A 22,685-nucleotide genomic window follows, 5' to 3' on the forward strand; every position below is an offset into this window, starting at 1 on the left:
GCCGAAGTAGTACCGATCAGCAGGACTCAACCGAGAGGACGTGGATGGAAGATGGCGAAAGAGCGCAACTGGGCAGGGAACTATACGTACGGAGCAGCGGAGCTGCTCGTGCCGGAGAGCGTTGAGGAGGCGCGGGACATCGTCGCCCGCAGTCCGAGGGTGAAGGCGCTCGGCTCCCGGCATTCGTTCAACGGCATCGCCGATACGGCCGGCAGCCTGATCTCCACGGAAAAGCTGAACCGGCTCGTGTCGCTTGACGCCGAGCGCCGGACGGTGACGGTCGAGGGCGGCATCCGCTACGGCGATCTGGCGCGCCAGCTCGATGCCGCCGGCTTCGCGCTGCATAATCTGGCCTCGCTGCCGCATATCTCGGTGGCCGGCGCGGTCGCCACGGCGACGCATGGCTCGGGAGTGCGGCACGGCAATCTGGCGACGGCGGTGCGCGGGCTGGAGCTGATCGCGGCCGACGGCGCGCTGCAGCGGCTGACGCGGGAGGACGCCGAATTCGAGGGCGCGGTCGTCGGCCTCGGCGGACTTGGCGTCGTCGCCCGCCTGACGCTCGACGTCGTGCCCGCGTTCGAGATGAGCCAGCGCGTGTACGAGGACCTGCCGGCCGAGCGGCTGGAGGCGGCGTTCGACGAGATCCTCTCCGCGGCGTACAGCGTCAGCCTGTTCACCGACTGGACCTCCTCCGCGATCAACCAGGTGTGGATCAAGCACCGCGTCGGCGATTCCGAGACGCTCGATCCGGCCGAGCCTTTCCACGGCGCGGCGCCGGCGGGCGGGCCGCGCCATCCGGTGCCGGGCCACTCGGGCGAGGTGTGCAGCGGCCAGCTCGGCGCCGTCGGTCCTTGGCATGAGCGGCTGCCGCATTTTCGCATGGACTTCACCCCGAGCGCGGGCGAGGAGCTGCAGACGGAGTATTTCGTGCCCCGGGAGCGGGCGCTGGAGGCGCTGCAGGCGCTTGGCCGCCTGCGCGAGCGGATCGCGCCGCTGCTGTTCATCTCGGAGGTGCGCACGATCGCGGCGGACCGCCTGTGGATGAGCCCTTGCCACGGCCGCGATTCCGTCGGCATCCACTTCACCTGGAAGCCGCTCGGCGAAGCGGTCGCCCGGCTGCTGCCCGAGCTCGAGTCGGCGCTGCGCCCGTTCGGCGCGCGGCCGCACTGGGCCAAGCTGTTCGCGATGCCGCCCGCGGAGGTGCGGGAGCAGTACGAGCGGCTGCCCGATTTCCAGCGGCTGCTGCTGCGGCAGGACCCGGAGCGCAAGTTCCGCAATGATCTGCTGGAGCGGTACGTGTACTGACGGTGCGGGCGAGTTTTCCATCACGATTTGGAGGGGGAGCAGGCATGGACAAGCATTTGTTTTTATTCGGAGGCGGGCCTCCGTTCACGCCGGGCCTGGCCGGCCTGTTCGCGGAGCTTGCGGGGGGCGCGGAGGCTAAAATCAGCCTCCTTTGCCTGGATCGGCCGGGCTGGCTCGATTACATGCCCCGATATATCGGAGAGCTGGAGGCCAAGGGCTTGAAGAGGTTCCGTTATGTGCCGCTGCCGACCGTGTCCGTCGCAGTGGCGGTCGAATCGGTGCGCTCAAGCACAGGCATCGTCATCGGCGGGGGAGATACGAGCCGTTATGCCGATTGCATCGTCGATACGGCGATCGCGCAGGCCGTACGGGAGCGGGCGGAGAGCGGCGTGCCGGTGGCGGGCTTTTCCGCGGGGGCGCTCATCAGCCCCGAGCGCTGCCTGATCTCGCCCAAGGACAACGAGGCGGCCGTCCTGCAGGACCGGGCCGGGCTCGGCCTGATTCGCGGCATGACGATCGCCGTCCATTTCTCGCAGTGGCGGGAGGAGGAGCATCTGCGCGCCGTCGCGGCCCGGTATCCGGATGGCGTCGAGCATTACGGCGTCGACGAGGAGTGCGGGCTTTATTTCCGCGGGGGGCGGCTGGAGCGGACGGAGGGAGACGGCGTGTTCCGCCTGGAGAATGGAAAGCTGGTGCGGATCGCTAGAAATTGAAAAAGGACGCTTTCGCGTCCCTTCGGAATGTTATGGATCGGGCTCTGCCTAGCTCCGTCCCGTCAGCCGCGCCCGCTTGTCCGGCTCCGGATCGAGCTCGACGCGGCTGTCGGCGTCGAGCAGCATGACCGCGCGGCGCTCCGCCTCGTACGCCGGCCAGTCCAGCTCCGCCGTCGCGGGGCTGCCGCTGCGGGCGAATGCGAGCCAGGCGTCCATGGCGGTCGCCGACACGCGCTCCATGCGCTCGTCGATCGTCCAGCCATGCTCGCGCAGCAGCTCCAGGTTGCCGAGCACGAACGGGACCTCCGCCGCATGGAACGCCGTCTGCAGCACGGGATGGCCGGGCGAGACGAAGTCGTAGCGGTAAAACCAGACGCGTCCGTAGCGTAGCTGAGCCTCCGCCAGCTGCAGCGCCGAGCGGAGGAAGAACAGGTCGGTCATCGCCTGCTGCTGGCCTTCGGTCGTGCGCGGATAGTCGAGCACCCAGCCGGCCGCCTCCGGCGCGCCGGTGACGGCGACGTAGGCGCGAGCGTTCTGCTCGTCCGAGAGCAGCTTCATGCCCGGCCGCACGAACAGCGCGCCTTCATGCCGGTTGATGCCGACGATCAGGTCGACGCCGGCCGCCGAGCCGGCCGCGACCGCCTCCACCGGCGGAGCCGGCAGCGTCCGGCCGTCGACGACCGGCTGGAACAGCATGATCGCGCTCTCGCCCGCCGCGCGCTTGAGCCGGTCGGCCGCCTGCTGCAGCTCTTCCGCCGTCAGGCCGGCGAGCTGCTCCGGCGATTGCGCGCCGAGCATGTCCAAGTAGGCCTGGGCCAGCACGCGGCCCTGCTTGTCGGGCAGCGCCTGGGAAGCGCCGCTTTGCAGGATGGCTCGGGCGAACAGCCCTTTGGCGGCAGGCATCGCCAGCAGCGCGGCGATGCTCATCGCGCCGGCGGACTCGCCGAACACGGTGACGCGGGACGGATCGCCGCCGAAGGCGCCGATGTCGGCCTGCACCCATTGCAGCGCGGCGATCTGGTCGAGCAGGCCGGCGTTGCTGACGTAGCCGTCGGGATCGGACTCGTCCGCATGCGGCCCCAGGTGGAGAAAGCCGAGCGCGCCGAGCCGGTAGCTGATGCTGACGACGATCAGTCCGCCGCGGCGGGCGAGGCTCGCGCCGTCGTAGACCGGCAGCCCGCCGCCGCCGGTGACGAACGAGCCGCCATGAATCCACACCATGACAGGCAGCGGCTCCGCGGACGGCTCCTCCGGCGCCCAGACGTTCAGATAGAGGCAGTCCTCCGACTGCGGAATGCCGGTGCGCGGGATGCCGAACGAGCCGCCGGTCGGGTCGATCGGCTGCGGGGCGAGCGGCCCCGGCTGCGAGGCGTCGCGCACGCCTGCCCAAGGCTGGGGCGGGAGCGGCCGGCGGAAGCGCCGATCGCCGACGGGCGGCTGCGCGAACGGGATGCCTTTCCACGCGCGCGTCCCGTTCGCGCGGATGCCTTGAAGCGTGCCGCTGCGGGAGCGGATGTGCAGGGAGTCCATTCGGTGTATCATCCTTTCGCTTGCCGAATCTTTCACTTGTTAAGGAGTATACCACGCGCGGAAGGCAGGGGTGAAATCCGCCCTGGCCGGATGGGACCGTCAACGCCAAGCGCGAATGAAAGGAGAGGAAGCCATGACGACGCGCATTCTGCTCGTCGAGGACGATGAGGAGATCAGCGGGCTGGTAGCGGAGCATCTGGAGCGGGAAGGCTGCGAGGTGCAGGCCGCGCTGGACGGGGAGGAGGCGCTCGCCCAGCTGGCGAGCCGCGAGTTCGACCTCGTGCTGCTCGATCTGATGCTGCCGAAGCGGAGCGGCATGGAGGTGCTGCGAGCGCTGCGGGAGACGAGCCTCGTGCCGGTGCTCATCCTCTCCGCCAAGGACAGCGATCTCGACAAAGCGCTCGGCCTCGGCCTCGGCGCCGACGATTACTTGAGCAAGCCGTTCTCCATGATCGAGCTGACCGCGAGGGTGCAGGCCGCCATCCGCCGGGCGACCCGCTACGCGGGCGCGCCGGCCGCCGCTCCCGTCTCCGCGCCGAAGGCGCTTCGGCACGGGGAGCTGGAGCTCGATCTGGACACCTACTCGGTCCGGATCGGGGAGCGGTCGGCGCAGCTGACGGCCAAGGAGTTCCAGCTGCTCAAGCTGTTCCTGACGTACCCGAGCCGCGTGTTCACCAAGGAGCAGATCTACCAGTCCATCTGGGAAGAGGACTACTACGGCAACGAGAACGTCATCAACGTGCATGTCCGGCGCCTCCGCGAGAAGATCGAAGAGGATCCTTCCAGCCCCGTCTTCATCCGCACGGTCTGGGGCATCGGCTACAAGCTGGGAGAGCGGCCATGACGGCGGCGGTCGCGCTCGCCTTCGCTTGCGCGGCCTTGGCCGCAGCCTGCGCCTATCTGTACGCCGCGCGCCGACGGGAACGCCGCGATGCGGACGAGATCGGCCGCAGGCTGGAGAAGATCCTGCGGAGCGGCAGCGCCGAAAAGGTGCTGCTGCGGACCGAGCGCGCCGAGCTGCGCCGGCTGCTGCTGCAGCTCAACCGCCTGCTGGACCGCGGTCAGCGGACGGCGGCGGAGTTTTCCCGTTCCAAGGAAAGCTCCCGCAGGATGATCTCCAACATGTCGCATGACCTGAAGACGCCGCTGGCGGTGCTGCTCGGCTACACGGAGAAGCTGCGGCGCGGGGAGGAGCTGGACGCCGCCGAGCGGGAGCGGACGGTGGAGGCGCTGCAGGCGAAGGTGCTGTCCCTGATCGACCTGATGAACCGCTTTTTCGACCTCGCCAAGATGGACTCGGACGATTATGCGATGCCCAAGACCAAGCTGGCGCTGAACGAGCTCTGCCGGCGGAACGTGCTGGAGTTCTACGAGCTGCTCGAGTCCGGCGGGTTCGAGGTGGAGCTCGACATTCCGGACGAGCCTCTCCATATGCTCGGCAACGAGGAGGCGCTGGGGCGCATCCTCCGCAACCTCATCTCCAACGCGATCCGCTACGGCGGCGAGGGAAAGGCGCTCGGCCTGACGCTCCGCGACCGCGGCGAAACGGTGGAGATCGAGGTGTGGGACCGCGGGCGGGGCATCGCCGAAGTCCACCACGACCGAGTGTTCGAGCGGCTGTACACGCTCGACGACTCCCGCAATCCGCGCTTTCAGGGGAGCGGGCTCGGGCTCAGCATCACCAAGCGGCTGGCCGAGGCGATGGGCGGCTCGATCTCGCTGCGCAGCGTGCCCTATGAGCGGACCTCGTTCGTCGTCTCGTTTCCGAAGCTGAGCTTCTGATCCGCAAACGTAAGAAACTTGTCAGGATCCAGACAGGAATAAGACATCTCTCCTGACTAAGATGAGATCAGAAGCTAGGAAGCAGACGAGGAGGCGGGGCAAGATGAAGGACATCGTCCATACGACGGGCTTGAGCCGGACGGTCAAGGGAAGAAAGCTGGTCGCGGACGTGGAGCTGCGCATCCGCCAAGGCGAGGTGTACGGCCTGCTCGGGCAGAACGGCGCCGGCAAGACCACGATCATGAAGATGCTGGCGGGGCATGTCGCGCCGACCGCGGGCGAGATCTCGCTGTTCGGCCAGCGGCTGACGGCAAGCTCCAAGTCGGCGCTGAGCCGCGTCGGCAGCATCATCGAGTATCCGGTCTTCTTCGAACATATGGGTGCGATCGACAACCTGCGGCTGCATGCCGAATATCTCGGCTTCTACGACGAGCAGGCGATCGCGCAGGCGCTGGAGCTCGTGCGGCTGAAGGACGCCGGAGCGAGGCCGGTGAAGGAGTTCTCGCTCGGCATGAAGCAGCGCCTCGGCATCGCCCGCGCGGTCATAACGAAGCCGGAGCTGATCATCCTCGACGAGCCGACGAACGGCCTGGACCCGGTCGGCATCAAGGACATGCGCGATCTGGTACGGATGCTCAACCAGGAGTACGGCATCACCTTCCTCGTGTCCAGCCACATCCTGAGCGAGATCGAGCAGGTCGCGGACCGGATCGGCGTCGTCTCGGAGGGACGGCTGACGACGGAGATGAGCCTCGAGGACATCGCCAAGCAGCGCACCGATTATATCGAGATCGCGACTCCGCAGGCCGAGCGGGCCGCCTATCTGCTGGAGCATGAGCTCGGCATCGCGAGCCTGAAGCTGCTGGGCGGAGGCAGGCTGCGCGTCTACGACCTGAGCCGCTCCCAGAGCGAGATCTCGCGGATGCTCGTGCTGCATGACGTCGAGATCGAGGGCATCCAGAAGCATGTCGGCACGCTGGAGGATTATTTCTATCACCAGATCACGGGGGGCGATCGCATTGGCTAACTTGATGAAGCTCGAATGGAGGAAGCTGAAGCGGCTGAACATCGTCGGCGAGTACGCCGTCTATGTGGCGGTGATGCTGTTCCTGCCGATGCTGTTCGCCCGTTCGGTCAGCGCCGACTTCGGCCAGGACTACGCCGCGATCACGGGGCTGATCGTCTCGATGCATCTTTCGTACGTGCTGTTCGGAGCGTCGCTCATCAACCAGGTCGTCATCGACGAGTTCCGCAACCGGACGATCTCGCTGTCCTACGGCTATCCGATCCCCCGCCGCCGGCTGTTCCTGGCCAAGGCGCTGCTCATCTCGCTGCTCGTCTTCGCCGGGACGCTGCTGTCGTTCGTGCTGGTCGGCGTCTCGACGCTCCTGCTCAACGAAAGCTTCGGCTTCATCGGAGGGAAGCTCACGGCGGGCGCCGTGGCCGGCTATGTGGCGAAGGCTGTCCTTCATTCCGCCGCGATCGCCGTCATCAGCCACATCCCGCTGTTCGTGTTCGGCGTCTGGAAAAGGGCGACGATTCCCGCCGTGCTGATCGCCATCTTCCTGGCGCAGTTCCAAAATCTTTCCCCGCTCCTCGGCCTCTCGCTCGATCCCGTCCTGACGACAGCCGCGCTGTGCCTGCTCGGCCTGCTGAGCGCGTTCGCGGCGGTCTCCACGATCGAGCGCTTCGGCGACGCCTGAGCGCGATCCGCCCCATCCGCCGACTGCCGGAACAAAAAACAAGCCCCGAGGGAGCGATCGGATCGCTCCCTCGGGGCTTGTTTGGATGAAAAGGGACTCAGCTGCCGCCCGCGTCCGCGCTCGCGCGCAGCACGGTGATCTCGACGCGGCGGTTTTTGGACCGTCCCGCCTCGGTGGCGTTGGAGGTGACCGGCCGCGTGTCCGCGTAGCCGGCGATCTCGAACTTGTCCGGGGCGAGCTTGCTCGTCCCGATGAAATAGTGCAGCACCGACAGCGAGCGGGCGGCCGACAGCTCCCAGTTGTCGCCGTACTGCCCGCCGGCGGCGATCGGCAGGTTGTCCGTGTGGCCCTCGACGCTGACCGTGTTGCCGAGCGAGCGGAACAGCGTCGACAGGCGGTCCAGCACCGGCGTCGCCTCCGGCTTCAGCTTCGCCTTGCCGAGATCGAACAGGAACAGGTCGTTGAGCCGGATGGCGATGCCCTTGGGCGTGTCGGCGACCGTCACCTTGTCCTGCAGCTTATGCTCCCGGATGTACGTCTGGATGAGCTTGAGCAGGTTCTGCAGCTCTTCCTCCTGCAGCCGCTTCAGCTGCTGCTGGGGCGACTCCGAGGCGCGCGGCTTGGCGCTATGGGACGGCACGGGAGTCGCCCCGCTCGCCAGCAGCTCGCCCGTCAGCCCCTTGCCGCCTTCAATGACGGAGTCGGACTTGGCGAATTGGAGCTGCAGCGACTGCGCCAGCACCTCGTACTTCTTTACGTCCAGCTGGCTCATCGCGTACAGCACGACGAAAAAGATGAGCAGCAGCGTGATCAGGTCGGAATAGGTGATGAGCCAGCGCTCGTGGTTTTCGGGCTCCGCGCCCTGGCCGCCCCTGCGGCTACGCCTGCGCCGCATTTTCTTCCGCCTTTCCGTCCGCCTTGCCCTGCGCCGGCCGCGCCGCCCGCCGCAGCGGCTCGTCGACGACGACGAACGACTGCAGCTTCTTGCGGATGAGCTGCGGGTTGTCGCCGGCCTGCAGGCCGAGAATGCCCTCCATCATCATCTCCATGCGCAGGATCCGCTCCTGGCTGCGCGTCTTGATCTTGGAGGCGAGGGGCAGATAGAGCACGTTCGCCGAGGCGACGCCGTACAGCGTGGCCGAGAAGGCGACCGCGATCGAGGAGCCGAGCGAGCCGGGATCATGCAGGTCGCCGAGCACGTTGATCAGCCCCATGACGGTGCCGATGATGCCCATCGTCGGCGCGTAGCCGCCGGCGCTCTCGAAGATTTTGGCCTGCTGCTCGTGGCTCCGCTCCTGCGCCGCGATCTCGAGCTCGAGAATCTCGCGCGTCAGGTCGGGATCGGTGCCGTCCACGACCATGAGCACGCCGTCGCGCAGGAAGCGCTCGTCCTCCTTGCCGGCATGCGTCTCCAGCGCCAGCACGCCGCCGCGGCGCGCGATCGTCGCCATTTCGACGAGGCGCTCGATGATTTCCCGGTCGGTGTTGCGGTCCTTGCGGAACGCGAGCCGCAGCGCCGCCGGAATCGTGCGCAGCCGGGCGGCGGGAAAGCTGACGGCGACGGCCGCGAACGTGCCGCCGAAGACGATCAGGATCGCCGTCTTCTCCACGAGGCCGTGGGCTTCTCCTCCTTCCCACAGATACCCTCCGAGCAGGGCCGCGATGCCGGCGATGATGCCGATGACAGTCGTCAAGTCCATGCGATGGTTCACGCTCCCGCTATTGTCGTATAAAAAAGGATGCGCTCTCCCGTGTGCAGGAGAGCTGCCGGGCGCCAGTTGTTGGCAAAGCTGTCTCGCCTTATTGCAAGCGGGTTTTCTACCCGGTATAATGAGGGACGGGAACAGACATTCTTATCGAGGTCCCGCCTGCGGATTCGAGACGATTCCTCTTATTTATCGGCCGTTTTGGGCATACAGATAAATAGGGATTTACTCATATAATAATAGATTTCATTCGCGGAACCGGGACTTTGGGACCAGGACTTCCGCGTCATTCATCGAGGAAGAGGTGAGCCATGCCTATGGCCGAGAAGGCTCAGCAGCCCAAGCTTTTCCAGCTGAAGTCCGACTACACGCCGCAGGGCGACCAGCCGGGCGCGATCAGCCGGCTCGTCGAGGGCGTCCGCGAGGGACGCAAGCATCAGATCCTGCTCGGAGCGACCGGCACGGGCAAAACCTACACGATCGCCAACACGATCGCGCAGCTGAACCGGCCGACGCTCGTCATCGCCCACAACAAGACGCTCGCGGCGCAGCTGTGCAGCGAGTTCCAGGAGTTCTTCCCCGACAACGCCGTCTCCTACTTCGTCAGCTACTACGACTACTACCAGCCCGAAGCCTACCTCCCGTCGACCGACACCTACATCGAGAAGGATTCCAGCATCAACGACGAGATCGACAAGCTGCGCCACTCCGCGACCAGCTCGCTGTTCGAGCGCCGCGACGTCATCATCGTCGCCAGCGTGTCGTGCATCTACGGCCTCGGCTCGCCGTCGGAGTACGGCAGCCTCGTGCTGTCGCTGCGCAAGGGCATGGAGAAGGGCCGCGACGAGATCCTGCACAAGCTCGTCGACATCCAGTACCAGCGCAACGACATCAACTTCGTGCGCGGCACGTTCCGCGTGCGCGGCGACATCGTCGAGATCTTTCCCGTGGCGAACAACGAGCGGGCGATCCGCGTCGAGCTGTTCGGCGACGAGATCGAGCGCATCACGGAGATCGACGTGCTGACCGGCGAGATCGTCGGCGAGCGCGACCATGTCGCGATCTTCCCGGCGTCCCACTTCGTCACCCACGAGGACAAGATGAAGATCGCGCTCGTCAACATCGAGCGGGAGCTGGAGGAGCGGCTCGCCGAGCTGCGGGAGAACGGCAAGCTGCTGGAGGCGCAGCGGCTGGAGCAGCGGACGCGCTACGACATCGAGATGATGCAGGAGATGGGCTTCTGCTCCGGCATCGAGAACTACTCCGGGCCGCTCACGTTCCGCGAGCGCGGCGCCACGCCGTATACGCTCATGGACTATTTCCCCGACGACATGCTGATCGTCATCGACGAGTCCCATGTGACGCTGCCGCAGGTGCGCGCCATGTACAACGGCGACCGCGCGCGCAAGGAGGTGCTCGTGGAGCACGGCTTCCGGCTGCCGTCGGCGATGGACAACCGGCCGCTCAAGTTCGAGGAGTTCGAGGCCAAGGACAAGCAGACGATCTACGTCTCGGCGACGCCGGGGCCGTACGAGCTGGAGACGTCGCCGCATGAGCCGGTGCAGCAGATCATCCGACCGACCGGCCTGCTCGATCCGATCATCGAGGTGCGCCCGACCAAGGGCCAGATCGACGACCTGCTCGGCGAGATCCGCGACCGCATCGCCAAGGACGAGCGCGTGCTCGTCACGACCCTGACCAAGAAGATGTCCGAGGACCTGACCGACTATTTCAAGGAAGTCGGCATCAAGGTGCGCTACCTGCACTCCGACATCAAGACGCTGGAGCGGATGGCGATCCTGCGCGACCTGCGCGTCGGCACGTTCCATGTGCTCGTCGGCATCAACCTGCTGCGCGAAGGGCTCGACCTGCCCGAGGTGTCGCTCGTCGCGATCCTCGACGCCGACAAGGAAGGCTTCCTGCGCTCGGAGCGCTCGCTCATCCAGACGATCGGCCGCGCGGCGCGCAACTCCGAGGGGCGGGTCATCATGTACGGCGACAAGATCACCGACTCCATGGAGCGGGCGATTTCCGAGACGCAGCGCCGCCGCGCCATCCAGGAGGCGTACAACGAGAAGCACGGCATCACGCCGCAGACGATCCGCAAGCGGATCCATGAGGTGATCGAGGCGACCAAGTCGGCGGAGTCCAAGTCAGGCGTGCTCGACGGCATCTCCGGCGGCAAGCTGACCAAGAAGGAGCGCCAGCAAGTCATCAACCGCCTGGAGGCGGAGATGAAGGAAGCGGCCAAGAGCCTGCAGTTCGAGCGGGCGGCGGAGCTGCGCGACGCGCTGCTCGAGCTGCGGGCGGAGGAAGGCTGAGGCGGCCCGCCCGACATTCGGAGCAGGCGTTTTGGCCCGGCATAGATACAGGTAAGGCCCGGGCGTTCCGGGCCTTCCATTTTCGATAGGGAGGAACCCCACTGTGGCAAGCGATCGGATCGAGATCAAGGGCGCCCGAGCCCACAACCTGAAAAACATCGACGTCACCATCCCGCGCGACAAGTTCGTCGTGCTGACCGGCCTGAGCGGCTCCGGCAAGTCGTCGCTCGCCTTCGACACGATCTACGCCGAAGGCCAGCGCCGCTACGTCGAGTCGCTGTCGGCCTATGCCCGACAATTCCTCGGCCAGATGGAGAAGCCCGACGTCGACTCCATCGAGGGGCTGAGTCCCGCCATCTCCATCGACCAGAAGACGACGAGCCGCAACCCGCGCTCGACCGTCGGCACGGTGACGGAGATCTACGACTATCTGCGCCTGCTGTTCGCCCGCATCGGCAAGCCGCACTGCCCGGAGCACGGCATCGAGATCACGTCGCAGACCGTCGAGCAGATGGTCGACCGCATCCTGGAGTATCCGGAGCGGACGCGGCTGCAGATCCTCGCGCCGATCGTCAGCGGACGCAAGGGCGAGCACAGCAAGCTGCTGCAGGACATCCAGAAGCAGGGCTTCGTGCGCGTGCGCGTGGACGGCGAGCTGCGCGAACTGAGCGAGAGCATCGAGCTCGAGAAGAACAAGAAGCACAGCATCGAGGTCGTCGTCGACCGGATCGTCGTCAAGGACGACGTGCGCGTCCGGCTGGCCGACTCGCTCGAGACGGCGCTCAAGCTGTCCGAGGGACAGGTCATCGTCGACGTCATCGACCAGGAGGAGCTGCTGTTCAGCTCCAATCTGGCCTGCCCGGTATGCGGCTTCAGCATCGACGAGCTGTCGCCGCGCATGTTCTCGTTCAACAGCCCGTTCGGCGCCTGCCCCGACTGCGACGGGCTCGGCGCCAAAATGATCGTCGACCCGGACCTGCTCATCCACGACAGCTCCAAGACGATCGCCGGCGGCGCCTTCGAGGCGTGGGCGGGCAGCACGTCCAACTACTACCCTCAGTTCATGGCGTCCGTCTGCAAGCACTACGGCATCCCGCTGGACGTTCCCGTCCGCGAGCTGACGGACGAGCAGATGAAAAAGCTGCTGTACGGCACCGGCGGGGAGAAGGTCCGCTTCCAGTACGAGAACGACTTCGGCTTCCGCAAGGAGGCGTACGTGCCGTTCGAGGGCGTCGTCAACAACCTCGCCCGCCGCTACCGCGATACGGCGTCCGACTCGATGCGGGAGTACATCGAGGAGTACATGAGCGCCAAGCCTTGCGGCACCTGCAAAGGCCATCGCCTCAAGAAGGAAAGCCTCGCCGTCACCGTCGGCGGCCGGAACATCGCCTACGCGACCTCGCTGTCGATCGGCGATGCCAAGGACTTTTTCGAGGGACTCGACCTGAGCGAGAAGGACCGCATGATCTCCAACCTGATCCTCAAGGAGATCAACAGCCGGCTCGGCTTCCTCGTCAACGTCGGCTTGAACTACCTGACGATGGCCCGCGCGGCCGGCACGCTGTCCGGCGGAGAGGCGCAGCGCATCCGGCTCGCCACGCAGATCGGCTCCAGCCTGATGGGCGTCCTCTACATCCTGGACGAGCCGAGCATCGGCCTGCACCAGCGCGACAACGACCGGCTGATCGGCACGCTGGAGCATATGCGCAACCTCGGCAACACGCTCATCGTCGTCGAGCATGACGAGGATACGATGCTCGCCGCCGACTACATCATCGACATCGGGCCGGGCGCCGGCATCCACGGCGGACACATCATCGCGCAGGGGACGCCGCAGGAGGTCATGGCCGACGAGAACTCGCTCACCGGCCAGTACCTGAGCGGGCGCAAGTTCATCGCCGTGCCGGAGCAGCGCCGTCCGGTCGGGGACAAGTGGCTGGAAATCCGCGGCGCGCGCGAGAACAACCTGAGGGGCGTCAACGTCAAGATTCCGATCGGCGTGTTCACCGCCGTCACCGGCGTCTCGGGCTCCGGCAAGTCGACGCTCGTCAACGAGATCCTGTACAAGACGCTGGCCCGCGACCTCAACCGGGCCAAGGTTCGTCCCGGCGAGCACAAGGAGATCCGCGGCCTCGAGCAGGTGGACAAGGTCATCGACATCGACCAGTCGCCGATCGGCCGCACGCCGCGCTCCAACCCGGCGACGTACACCGGCGTGTTCGACGACATCCGCGACGTGTTCGCCTCGACCACCGAGGCCAAGGTGCGCGGCTACAAGAAGGGCCGCTTCAGCTTCAACATCAAGGGCGGCCGCTGCGAGGCCTGCCGCGGGGACGGCATCATCAAGATCGAGATGCACTTCCTGCCGGACGTCTACGTCCCGTGCGAGATCTGCAAGGGCAAGCGGTACAACCGCGAGACGCTGGAGGTCAAGTACAAGGGCAAGAGCATCTCGGACGTGCTCGACATGACGATCGAGGATGCGACCGACTTCTTCCGCAACCTGCCGAAGATCCACCGCAAGCTGCAGACGCTGCTCGACGTCGGCCTCGGCTACATGAACATGGGCCAGCCGGCGACGACGCTGTCCGGCGGCGAGGCGCAGCGCGTCAAGCTGGCTTCCGAGCTGTACCGCCGCAGCACCGGCCGCACGTTCTACATCCTCGACGAGCCGACGACCGGCCTGCATATGGACGACGTCGACCGGCTGCTGCTCGTCCTGCACCGGCTCGTCGACTCCGGCGAGTCCGTGCTCGTCATCGAGCATAGCCTCGACGTCATCAAGACGGCCGACTACCTGATCGACCTCGGTCCCGAGGGCGGCAGCGGCGGCGGCATGATCGTCGGCACCGGCACGCCGGAGCAGCTCGTGCAGGTCGAGGGCTCGTACACGGGCAAATACCTCGGGCCGGTGCTCGAGCGCGACCGCGCCCGCACGCAGGAAGCGCGCGCCCGCGCGGAGGCGCTCCAAGCCGCGGCCGAGGTCGGCGCAGCGGCCGAGCCGGCGGCGGAGGCGGCGCCGGCCGCAGCCTCTGCGGCTGCCGGCGCCAAGCGCGGCCGTCCGCGCAAGCCCGCCGGCGACGCTTCCGCGCCTGGCGGAGCTTCCTTGGCGGCGGAGAGCAGCGCCGCCTACGCCGCGGACGCCGCCGCGCCCAAGAAGCGCGGCCGCAAGCCCAAGGGCTCCGGCGGCGCCTGACGCCGGCCGGCCCAGTCCCGGCGGCCGGGAGGCGTCAGCCTGAGCCTGGCTTCCAGGGCGCGGCGCGAGCTGCCGGCTTCCGGACAGCCCCAGTCCCGGCGGCGCGCGAGCTGCCGGCTTCCGGACAGCCAAAGCCCCGGGGGCGGGAGGCGTCAGGCTGAGCCTGGCTTCCAGGGTGCCGCGCGCGGGCTGCCGGCTCCCGGCCAGCCCAAGGCCCCGGCGGCTGCGGCTGTCAAGCAGCGGTTCCGCTCAGCCCGGAGCTCTGAGCATTTGGGTCTGCCTCAGCTTTAAAAGCCTGCGCATCCTGTGGATGGATGCGCAGGCTTTTCATTTTGGCGAGCAGCGAGCTGGCGCCTGCGGGTCGCTGGCGACGCCGGCTGTTCCACGCCGACTTTTGCAGATTGAGCGGGCAATTTTAGATTCAAAGCTCTAACGACGGCTGGTGGGCTTAGAAACTCAATATCCTGTCTTTCTGGAAGCTAACGACGAATCAGACGCTTAGCCGGCAGAATGGGGCGGAATATCTCCGAAAACGGGTCGATTTCTGCGGCTAACAATCTGAAAAATCGTTAGCTGGGCGGATAGAGCCCAAATGGCCTTGTAAGCGTCTGACGCGTCGTTAGCTTTTGACCAACTGCAACGCCATCTGGCTCAGGATGCTCTGGAATGTCCGAAAACCGATTGGCTAGCGGAGAGAGGCGGGGAGCGGAGGGGATGGAGGGCTCCTGGAGAAGCGGCAGCGGTTCCCTTGAAGGCCAGATTCCTTCCGTTTCGGGAAGGGAGATCAGAGGAATCTGGGCTTCAGCGGAATCGGAAGGAGTCTCCATCCTCGGAGCGGCTTTCGCGGACGTGCCCCCCTGAAACTGATCGTCTTCGGCAACCGCCACGCAGCAATCCGCACGCAGCAGTCCGCCATGCAGCACTCCGCCACACAGCCCAACGCCGTGCAGCAACCCTGCCACGACAAAAAAGCCCGGCCCTCGAAAGGGCCGAGCTCAATTTCCAACACGAATTCGTTCAGCCGGCCGCCTTCGCCGCCAGCAGCTCGGTCAGCTTCTCCTGGAACGCCGGCACGCCGACGCGCAGGACGTAGGCATGGAACGTCTCGCCGCTTTCGCGGCCTTGCTTGTAGAACTCGATCAGCTCCGCAAGCACGGCCGGCACGTCGTCGCCCTTGACGCGGCCCTTGAGCGGCTTGTTCAGCACGGCGCCCGGGCCGAGGATGCCGCCGACGGCGATGTCGAACGCGTCGACCATGCCTTCCGGCGTCTTGACAAGCGAGCCTTGCAGGCCGATGTCCGCGATATGCTTCTGGCCGCAGCCGTTCGGGCAGCCGATGAAGTGGATGCGGATCTTCTCGTCGAGCTGCACGTTCTCGTCCAGGTACTCGGCGACGCGGCGGGCGCGCTCCTTGGTCTCGACGATGGCGAGGTTGCAGAACTCGTTGCCGGTGCAGCTGACCGTACGGCTCATGAACGGCTTCGGATCCGGCGTCAGCCGCTGGAACACCGGAGCGGCCAGCGCGGCTTCCAGATCCTCGTCCTTGACGCCCGTGATGATGATGTTCTGGGACATCGTCGTGCGGATCTTGCCCTCGCCGTATTGCTCGGCGATGTCGCACAGCTGCTCCAGCTCATCCGAGTTCGTGCGGCCGACCGGCACGTTGAGGCCGATGTAGTTGCGGCCGTCCTTCTGCTTGTGCACGCCGTCGAAGTAAGCGGCCTGCCAGCCGACCGTCTTGCTGATGCCCTTGGACGGCATGTCGCCGATCAGCTTGAGCAGCTCTTCCTGGAACTTCTCCGGTCCCCAGTCCGCCACGAGGAACTTGAGGCGCGCGTGATGGCGCTTCTCGCGGTAGCCATGGTCGCGGAACAGCGTCGTGACGCCGACGGCGACCTTGAGCGCTTCCTCCGGACGGACGAAGATGTCGAGCTCCTTGGCCAAGTAGGGCTTGGCGCTCAGACCGCCGCCGACCCAGGCGTGGAAGCCGATGACTTCCTCGCCGTCGATTTCCTTGACCGCCGGGGTGAAGGCCAGGTCGTTGATCTCCGCGTGCGCGTTGTTGTAGATGTTGGCAGAGATGGACATCTTGTATTTGCGGGGCAGGTTGGAAAAGTCGCGGTTCATGAGGAAGAAATCGTTCACTTCCTCCACGAGCGCCGTCGTATCCATCAGCTCGTCCTTGTCGATGCCCTGCAGCGGGTTGCCGACGATCGTGCGCGGGCAGTCGCCGCAGGACTCGTAGCTGTACAGGCCGACCTCCTCGAGACGCTTGAAGATGTCCGGCATGTGCTCGATGCGCAGCCAGTGGTACTGGATCGCCTGGCGCGTCGTCACGTCGATCAGCCCGCGGCCGTAGTCGCGGCCGATCGAGGCGAGCGCGCGCGCCTGCGTCGACGTCAGCACGCCGGAGTTGATGCGGATGCGCATCATGAAGTAGCCGTCGCGCGGCTTCTGCTCGTAGACGCCGGCCCATTTGAAGCGGTTCATATCGTCCTCGGGAATGGAGTCGTACCCTTCCAGCGCATACTTCTCTATGATCGTGCGGATGACGTCGAGGCCGTCCTTCTCGATCTTCCACAGCTCCATTTTATTCAGCTTGGACGGATCGCTCATCCAGGGCGTTTCGTAAGCCATGATCTTGAACCTCCCGGTCTAGTGGTGCCTGCATCAATTCCGATAAAAAAGGTGTGATTATGCTAATCCGATCGTACCATACCGGCGTAGAAATGGGAACAACGCGCGCGATGCCTGCTATAACGATTGCTGATGCAGGCGATCGGCTTTTTTTATAAACGCCAGGAATAGGAACATCGACTCTGTCGCAACCTATATGGTGACAAAATTGTGGCAAAGCGGTTACAGAGCGAAAACATCTTGCATCCTGTCCGCCTAAAAGATACCATAGTCTTATATGTAGCCATAGAGGGGGCCCCCCTTCGAGGAGGGATCGCCAAGCCTCGGAAGGCTCGCGCCGCGTCCGGTCGGAAGCGGTCTCAACCAGCACTTTAATCCGGGAGGTTAGCACCCCATGTTCCTTGCAGCAGAAGAGCTAGAAGCAACAAGCAGCACGTTCAACACCTTCGACATCTTCATGGTCATCTTCACCATCCTCATCGCCCTCGGCCTGGTGCGTCTCGTCGCGCAGAAGAAGAAGAACATCTTCGCCATCGGCTGGACGGCCGCTTGCCTGCTCGTATTCCTCATCGTCGACTTCTTCATGGTCAAGATCTGGATGGGCATCTAGGCTCCACAGCCGTACATAACGGCTCCTGCGGCAGGGCGTCCTGTCCGGACGCGAGCTCGACTCCGCAAAAAAAAGCTTCCCCGCGCTCGCAGGAGCCGGGGAAGCTTTTTTCATCTTGGGCCTTACACCCACCACATCTCGCCGAGCGGCTCGCGGATGAGCACTTGCTGCAGGTTGGCGACCGCTTTGCTGAAGCCTTCCTCGACGCTCATCAGGCCGTCCTCATGCTCGATGCTGACGACATAGTCGTAGCCGACCAGACGCAGCGCGCTGATGATGTCCGCCCATACCTTGAGGTCGTGGCCGAAGCCGACGGAGCGGAACTGCCAGGCGCGGTCGAGCATCTGCGTGTAGGACTGCATGTCCGTCACGCCGTGCTTGTTGACGTTGATCGGGTCGATCGTCGTGTCCTTGGCGTGGAAGTGATGGATCGCGCCTTCGCGGCCAAGAATATGGATGGCCTGGACCGGATCGATGCCTTGCCACCACATATGGCTCGGATCGAGGTTGGCGCCGATCGCCTTGCCCGTCGCTTCGCGCAGGCGAAGCATCGTCGCCGGCGTGTGGACGGAGAAGCCGCCGTGCAGCTCGAGGCCGATCTTGACGCCGGCCGCTTCGGAGATGCCGTTGATCTCGCTCCAGTACGGAATGACCTTCTGCTCCCACTGCCACTTGAGCACATCCTGGAAGTCGTTCGGCCAAGGCGCGACCGGCCAGTTCGGATACTTCGCGTCCTCATGGTCGCCGGGCAGGCCGGAGAACGTATTGACGACCGGCACTTCGAGCCGGTTCGCCAGCTCGATCGTCTTGCGGATGATCGTGTCATGCTCCGTCGAAATGGCTTTTTGCGGGTGCAGCGGGTTGCCGTGGCAGCTCAGCGCGGAGATGATGAGACCGCGCGATTCGACCGCCTGCTTGAAGGCGCGGCGCTTGCCGTCGTCGGCGAGCAGCTCGTCCAGATCCAGATGCGGACTGCCGGGATAGTTGCCGGTGCCGATTTCCAATGCGTCCAGCCCTTTGGCTGCGATGTAGTCGAGCGATTCCTCGAACGATTTCTGAGCGAACAGAACCGAAAATACGCCAAGCTTCATAAGTGGAAAACCTCCCGATCGGGTGATGGTAGCGCTATCGTTTCAAACGAGTTCATTATATCATGCCCGCGGCGCTGCATTCATCCGCAGAAGCGGGTTGCGGCAAAATCGCATAAAAAGTGGACAAAGAAAGCGGAGGGATTGGAGATGGACGGAATGAAAACGCCGGTCGCGCTGCTGCTGGCGCATCCGGATGACGAGGCGTTCCTGGCGGCGGCGCTGTGCCGCCGGCTGGCCGAGCGGGGAGAGCCGGCCGTCCTGCTGACGGCGACTCGGGGCGATGCCGGCAAAAGGGGGAGCGAGCTGGCCGCGGCTCTCGGCCGGAGGCTCGGCGAGATTCGGGAGCAGGAGCTCGCGGATGCGGCGGCCATCCTCGGCATCCGCGAGGTCGGACATCTGGGCTATCCGGACGGCAGGCTGGCCGAAGCGGACGAGCGGGAAGCGGTCGAGCGGGCGGCGCAGTGGCTGGCGGTCCGGCGGCCGTCGACGCTCGTCACCTTTCCGCCGGATGGCGGCAACGGCCATCCGGATCATCGGGCGATCTCGCGGATCGGGACGCGGCTCGTCCGGGAGCGGCGCGTGCCGGGACTGGACCGGCTCGTCTATATCGGCTCCGAGACGCTGGCGCAGGAGGGCCGCAAGGAAGCGCTGGCGCTCGATACGAAGGCCTTCTGGCCGGCCAAGGCGGCCGCGTTGGCGGCGCATCGCTCGCAGCGGGACACGATCTCGGCCTACTTCGGCGATCTGTCGGAAGCGCCGGAGGCATGGCGGTTCGAACGTTTTTATCTCGCTTGGGAGGACGGGCGGGAGTGGCCATGAAAAGAAAAACGGCCTCGCTCGAAGCGAGGCCTGAAGGCAAGGCTATTTTCTCAGCTCCGGCGGCAGGGGCCGGGCGCCTACATTGAGTTTCTCCATGATCGAAAAAATCATTGCGCTCGTGCTTAGAAAAGCGATCATCCAGGCGGCCGCGGTCCGCTTCTTCATCGGTCCTCACCTCCTTTCCGAACGGGGAGCAAGGTCAGGGCCTGGGCGGCGAGGACAAGGGCGAAAAGCTCGGAGGAGAGCGCAAGATTCGCAGCTGCGAGCAGGACGGCAACGGCTTTGAGCCATGGGCGAAGGCGGCGGGGCAAGCGCGTCGTCTCGGGGGCGGATGCCGGAGCAAGGAGGAGGAAGATCGCGAGCGCCCAAACCGTAAGCGCAGAAGCCGTCGGCGCGGCCAGCTCGAACCAAGGGATGGCGGCGTAAAGGGCGGCCGAGGCGAGGGCGCAAGCCCCGAGCGACTTGAAATGGAAGCCTCCGGTAAACAGACGCGTCAGATTGAACAGAAGCATGGCCGTCAGCGTCTGGGCCAGCTCCCCGGTCAAGAGGCCGAACGCCAGCGCCAGGAGGACCGTTGCCGCTAGGTTCAAGTATACGCCAAGCGCATAGGCGAGCACTTCGGCGCGCATCTTGCTTTCCGGAGAGTGCCGGATCAATCGGTCGGCGAACGCGATTGACCATTTCTCCAGCATGGCCTCACCCCTTGCTCATCTCTTTTTGTCCGTCTGGTCGAACAGGATCAGCATCGTGAACAGGACGATCAGCGAAATGGCATAGGAAAAATAGATCCATCCGTTCAAGGTCAAATAAAGCGTGAACATGATGTTGATCAGGTTGGCGGCGAGCGCGAGAGTCAGCTTTTCGTAGCGGGGAGAGAAATAAAGGATCCTCTCCTGGAAGTCATGCGGAGCCTGCGGCATGAATCGATAGCCTCGCTTGCCCAGACGGAGAGCGCAGGCGATCAGCAGGCAGGAAGCATCCGTAAGAAGCTGCAGGGCGAAGACGAATCCCGTATTATGGCTGGCGATGGCATCAGGCAAGAAATCGAATCGGGTGAGCAGGACATAGATGGTGAACTGCAGCGGCAGGAAGACCATGAGGCCGGAAGATACGATGATCATCGACCAAAATAGTCTGAATTTTAAGACAAGAACAAAAAAAAGCGCGGAGAGAGCGGTCTGCGCCAGCAAATCGAAGACGGACCAGTTCATGACCATCCGATTCAGGTAGGAGAGCAGCGAAGCAAGCACGGCAACAAGGACGAGGGTCGGACCCGCCTTGAGGACAGGAATGCGGAAGAGAGCGGCCGCAACAACCAGAAGGGCGAATACATCCATGAAGCCGAATAGAAGATAAAGAACATGATCCAACATGTACGTCAGGCACCTGCGCTTCCGATGAAAGATAGGCCGGCCGAAGCCGCGCCAAGAATGCCTCCAGTATAACAAGGGATGGAAGGGCTGACTATCAAAAAGGTTAGAATTAATTTACAAAGAATGCCTTTTACTATTTCTGGATCGACATGGATCAAAGGTGCATTCGATGATTTCTGAATGACAATCGCTGAAATTAAACGCAACTTACGAAAATATTGCAGCTGGATAGATTTAACGCGGTGAAAATGTAAAGCGAAGCATGCCTGGGCGAATCGGGTTGATGGCCGTATCGTCCTGTGCTATAGTGGTTCAAACTCCATTCGCCATCATGCCGATGAAGGGAATCCAACCCGGAGGCGCACTCGTCAAGAAAGCGGCCGCTTTCCTAAGCTTGCCGGCACCGCCCGTTACCGCGGAACCAAAGGGGATGGAATGCGCCGCATTCCGTCAAATTGGGTGGCACCGCGAGTCGTAAAGCGCTCCTCGTCCCAAGCGGACAGGGCGCTTTTTGTGTTTTCATCCACTACGGCAAGCGGAAAGGAAGCGAAGGACGATGCTGGATCTGGCCTGGATCAGGGAGCATGAAGAGGAAGTTCGCGAGGCGGCGCGCCGCAAAGGCATGGCGTTCCAAGTCGAGGAGCTGCTGGACGCCGATCGGCGGCGGCGGGCGCTCGTCGCCGACGTCGAGGAGCGCAGGCGCGCCCGGAACATGCGGTCGGAAGGCGTGGCCCGCTGCATGCGGGAGGGCCGGAAAGAGGAGGCGGCGGCGCTGCAGGAGGCGGGGCGCCGGGAAGGAGCGGAGCTGGCCGCGCTGGAGCCGCGGCTGGCCGCAGCGGAGGCGGCGCTGAGGAAGCTGCTGCTCGAGACGCCGAACCTCGTCTCGCCCGACACGCCGCATGGCGCCTCGGAGGCGGAAAATATCGAGCTGGCGCGCCGGGGCGCTCCGCCGGAATTCGGCTTCGAGCCGCTGGACCACGTCGAGCTGGCCGAGCGGCACGGGCTGGCCGATTTTGCCCGCGGGGCGAAGACGGCCGGCTCGAGAAGCTACTACTTGACGGGCATGGGAGCCCTGCTGCATCGGGCGGTGCAGCAGCTGGCCGTCGACCGGCTGCTCGCGGCCGGCTTCGAGCTGCTGGAGGTGCCGGTCATGCTGCGCGGCGGCGCGTTCGAGCAGACGGGCTTTTTCCCGGCCGGCGAGGATCAGGTGTATGCGCTCGCCGGGGAGGACTTGAGGCTGGCCGGCACGGCGGAGGTGCCGCTCGTCGCTTATTACGCCGGGGAAGTGCTGGAGCTGGACCGGCCGATCCGGCTCGCCGCCGCCTCGGCCTGCTTCCGCAGCGAGGCCGGCTCGGCCGGACGCGATACGCGCGGGCTGTACCGCGTCCATCAGTTCGCCAAGGTCGAGCAGGTCGTGCTTTGCCGGGCGGATCTCGGCGAAGCGGAGGCGCTGCTGCAGGAAATAACCGGACACGCCGCCTCGCTGCTCGAGGCGCTGGAGCTGCCGCATCGCGTCATGGCCGTCTGCGCCGGAGACATGTCGGCCAAGACGTACAAGCAATACGACCTCGAGACGTGGATGCCTGGGCGCAAAGCCTACGGCGAGACCCATTCGTCGTCGCTGCTGCTCGACTACCAAGCGCGTCGCGCCGGCATCCGCTACCGCGAGGCGGACGGCAGCCTGAAGCATGCCTACACGCTCAACAACACCGCGGTCGCGTCGCCCCGCATTCTCGTCCCGCTGCTGGAGAACCATCAGCAGGAGGACGGCTCGATCGCCATCCCGGCGGCGCTGCGCCCTTATTTGGGCGGCCGCGCCAAGCTGGAGGCTCCAGCCCGGAGCTAGCGGATGGAGCCTCCACATCCGCATTCCCTGCCGCGCCTAAAGGCGTCGCGACA

18 protein-coding genes and 1 pseudogene are annotated in these 22,685 nt (G+C 65.0%); 11 read left to right on the forward strand and 8 right to left on the reverse strand.

Annotated elements, in window-relative coordinates; all coding sequences use genetic code 11:
- The first annotated feature begins 51 nt into the window (after nt 1–51).
- Nucleotides 52–1,305, forward strand: coding sequence for an FAD-binding protein (locus B8V81_RS12255; RefSeq protein ID WP_101808470.1), 1,254 nt, complete (start codon nt 52–54; stop codon nt 1,303–1,305).
- Between the two features lie 44 nt (nt 1,306–1,349).
- Entirely contained in the window at nt 1,350–2,018 is a 669-nt protein-coding gene (locus B8V81_RS12260) for a Type 1 glutamine amidotransferase-like domain-containing protein (RefSeq protein ID WP_101808471.1), read from the forward strand.
- Nucleotides 2,019–2,066: 48 nt separating this feature from the next.
- Here B8V81_RS12260 and B8V81_RS12265 read toward each other — a convergent pair whose 3' ends face one another.
- Nucleotides 2,067–3,548: a carboxylesterase/lipase family protein gene (locus tag B8V81_RS12265; protein ID WP_101808472.1), complete on the reverse strand. Its 1,482-nt coding sequence runs from the start codon at nt 3,546–3,548 to the stop codon at nt 2,067–2,069.
- A 133-nt stretch (nt 3,549–3,681) separates the two neighbouring features.
- Here B8V81_RS12265 and B8V81_RS12270 point away from each other — a divergent pair, with 133 nt between their 5' ends.
- The 4 genes from B8V81_RS12270 to B8V81_RS12285 all read left to right on the forward strand — a co-directional run bounded on the left by B8V81_RS12270 (nt 3,682) and on the right by B8V81_RS12285 (nt 7,033).
- Entirely contained in the window at nt 3,682–4,392 is a 711-nt protein-coding gene (locus B8V81_RS12270) for a response regulator transcription factor (RefSeq protein WP_101808473.1), read from the forward strand.
- Entirely contained in the window at nt 4,389–5,330 is a 942-nt protein-coding gene (locus B8V81_RS12275; protein WP_101808474.1) for a sensor histidine kinase, read from the forward strand. The genes B8V81_RS12270 and B8V81_RS12275 overlap by 4 nt, the downstream gene beginning before the upstream one ends.
- Before the next feature lie 103 nt (nt 5,331–5,433).
- Entirely contained in the window at nt 5,434–6,357 is a 924-nt protein-coding gene (locus tag B8V81_RS12280; RefSeq protein WP_101808475.1) for an ATP-binding cassette domain-containing protein, read from the forward strand.
- Nucleotides 6,350–7,033 carry an ABC transporter permease gene (locus B8V81_RS12285; RefSeq protein ID WP_101808476.1) on the forward strand — a complete coding sequence of 228 codons (684 nt, stop codon included), beginning with the start codon at nt 6,350–6,352 and terminating at the stop codon, nt 7,031–7,033. The genes B8V81_RS12280 and B8V81_RS12285 overlap by 8 nt, the downstream gene beginning before the upstream one ends.
- 97 nt (nt 7,034–7,130) lie before the next feature.
- Here B8V81_RS12285 and B8V81_RS12290 read toward each other — a convergent pair whose 3' ends face one another.
- Together B8V81_RS12290 and B8V81_RS12295 are read right to left on the reverse strand one after the other, a co-directional pair.
- A complete protein-coding gene (locus B8V81_RS12290) occupies nt 7,131–7,928 on the reverse strand; it encodes a flagellar motor protein MotB (RefSeq protein ID WP_101808477.1) in 798 nt (265 codons plus the stop codon).
- Complete coding sequence (locus tag B8V81_RS12295) at nt 7,912–8,733, reverse strand: flagellar motor protein (protein ID WP_052333034.1); 822 nt, start codon at nt 8,731–8,733, stop codon at nt 7,912–7,914. The genes B8V81_RS12290 and B8V81_RS12295 overlap by 17 nt, the downstream gene beginning before the upstream one ends.
- A 323-nt stretch (nt 8,734–9,056) precedes the next feature.
- Between B8V81_RS12295 and uvrB the strand changes: the two genes are divergently transcribed.
- Entirely contained in the window at nt 9,057–11,060 is a 2,004-nt protein-coding gene (gene uvrB, locus B8V81_RS12300) for an excinuclease ABC subunit UvrB (RefSeq protein WP_101808478.1), read from the forward strand.
- A gap of 103 nt (nt 11,061–11,163) precedes the next feature.
- Nucleotides 11,164–14,001, forward strand: a pseudogene (gene uvrA / locus B8V81_RS12305) (excinuclease ABC subunit UvrA); the annotation flags it as partial.
- Between the two features lie 1,272 nt (nt 14,002–15,273).
- Here the strand turns inward: uvrA and B8V81_RS12310 are convergent.
- Nucleotides 15,274–16,893, reverse strand: coding sequence for a nitrite/sulfite reductase (locus B8V81_RS12310; protein ID WP_028597943.1), 1,620 nt, complete (start codon nt 16,891–16,893; stop codon nt 15,274–15,276).
- Nucleotides 16,894–17,287: 394 nt separating this feature from the next.
- Between B8V81_RS12310 and B8V81_RS12315 the strand changes: the two genes are divergently transcribed.
- Nucleotides 17,288–17,503, forward strand: a complete 216-nt coding sequence (locus tag B8V81_RS12315) for a hypothetical protein (protein WP_028597942.1) — start codon at nt 17,288–17,290, stop codon at nt 17,501–17,503.
- Nucleotides 17,504–17,625: 122 nt separating this feature from the next.
- On the opposite strand, the gene B8V81_RS12320 is transcribed toward B8V81_RS12315, so the two are convergent.
- Nucleotides 17,626–18,594, reverse strand: a complete 969-nt coding sequence (locus tag B8V81_RS12320; RefSeq protein WP_028597941.1) for a sugar phosphate isomerase/epimerase family protein — start codon at nt 18,592–18,594, stop codon at nt 17,626–17,628.
- Nucleotides 18,595–18,741: 147 nt separating this feature from the next.
- Here B8V81_RS12320 and B8V81_RS12325 point away from each other — a divergent pair, with 147 nt between their 5' ends.
- Complete coding sequence (locus B8V81_RS12325) at nt 18,742–19,413, forward strand: PIG-L family deacetylase (RefSeq protein WP_146000492.1); 672 nt, start codon at nt 18,742–18,744, stop codon at nt 19,411–19,413.
- Between the two features lie 42 nt (nt 19,414–19,455).
- Here the strand turns inward: B8V81_RS12325 and B8V81_RS26030 are convergent, their stop codons facing one another.
- From B8V81_RS26030 to B8V81_RS12335, 3 genes are read right to left on the reverse strand one after another with little or no spacing between them, the layout of a single operon-like run.
- Nucleotides 19,456–19,578: a hypothetical protein gene (locus tag B8V81_RS26030; protein WP_255309788.1), complete on the reverse strand. Its 123-nt coding sequence runs from the start codon at nt 19,576–19,578 to the stop codon at nt 19,456–19,458.
- Nucleotides 19,575–20,105, reverse strand: a complete 531-nt coding sequence (locus B8V81_RS12330) for an accessory gene regulator B family protein (protein WP_101808480.1) — start codon at nt 20,103–20,105, stop codon at nt 19,575–19,577. Before B8V81_RS12330 ends, B8V81_RS26030 begins: the two co-directional genes overlap by 4 nt.
- Before the next feature lie 15 nt (nt 20,106–20,120).
- Nucleotides 20,121–20,786, reverse strand: a complete 666-nt coding sequence (locus tag B8V81_RS12335) for a hypothetical protein (RefSeq protein WP_101808481.1) — start codon at nt 20,784–20,786, stop codon at nt 20,121–20,123.
- 556 nt (nt 20,787–21,342) lie between these two features.
- On the opposite strand from B8V81_RS12335, the gene serS reads away from it, so the two are divergent.
- Entirely contained in the window at nt 21,343–22,632 is a 1,290-nt protein-coding gene (serS, locus tag B8V81_RS12340) for a serine--tRNA ligase (protein ID WP_101808482.1), read from the forward strand.
- Nucleotides 22,633–22,685: the final 53 nt, after the last annotated feature.

The organism is Paenibacillus pasadenensis (assembly GCF_002864175.1).
In the GTDB taxonomy this organism is placed as follows: Bacteria; Bacillota; Bacilli; order Paenibacillales; family Paenibacillaceae; genus Paenibacillus_O; species Paenibacillus_O pasadenensis.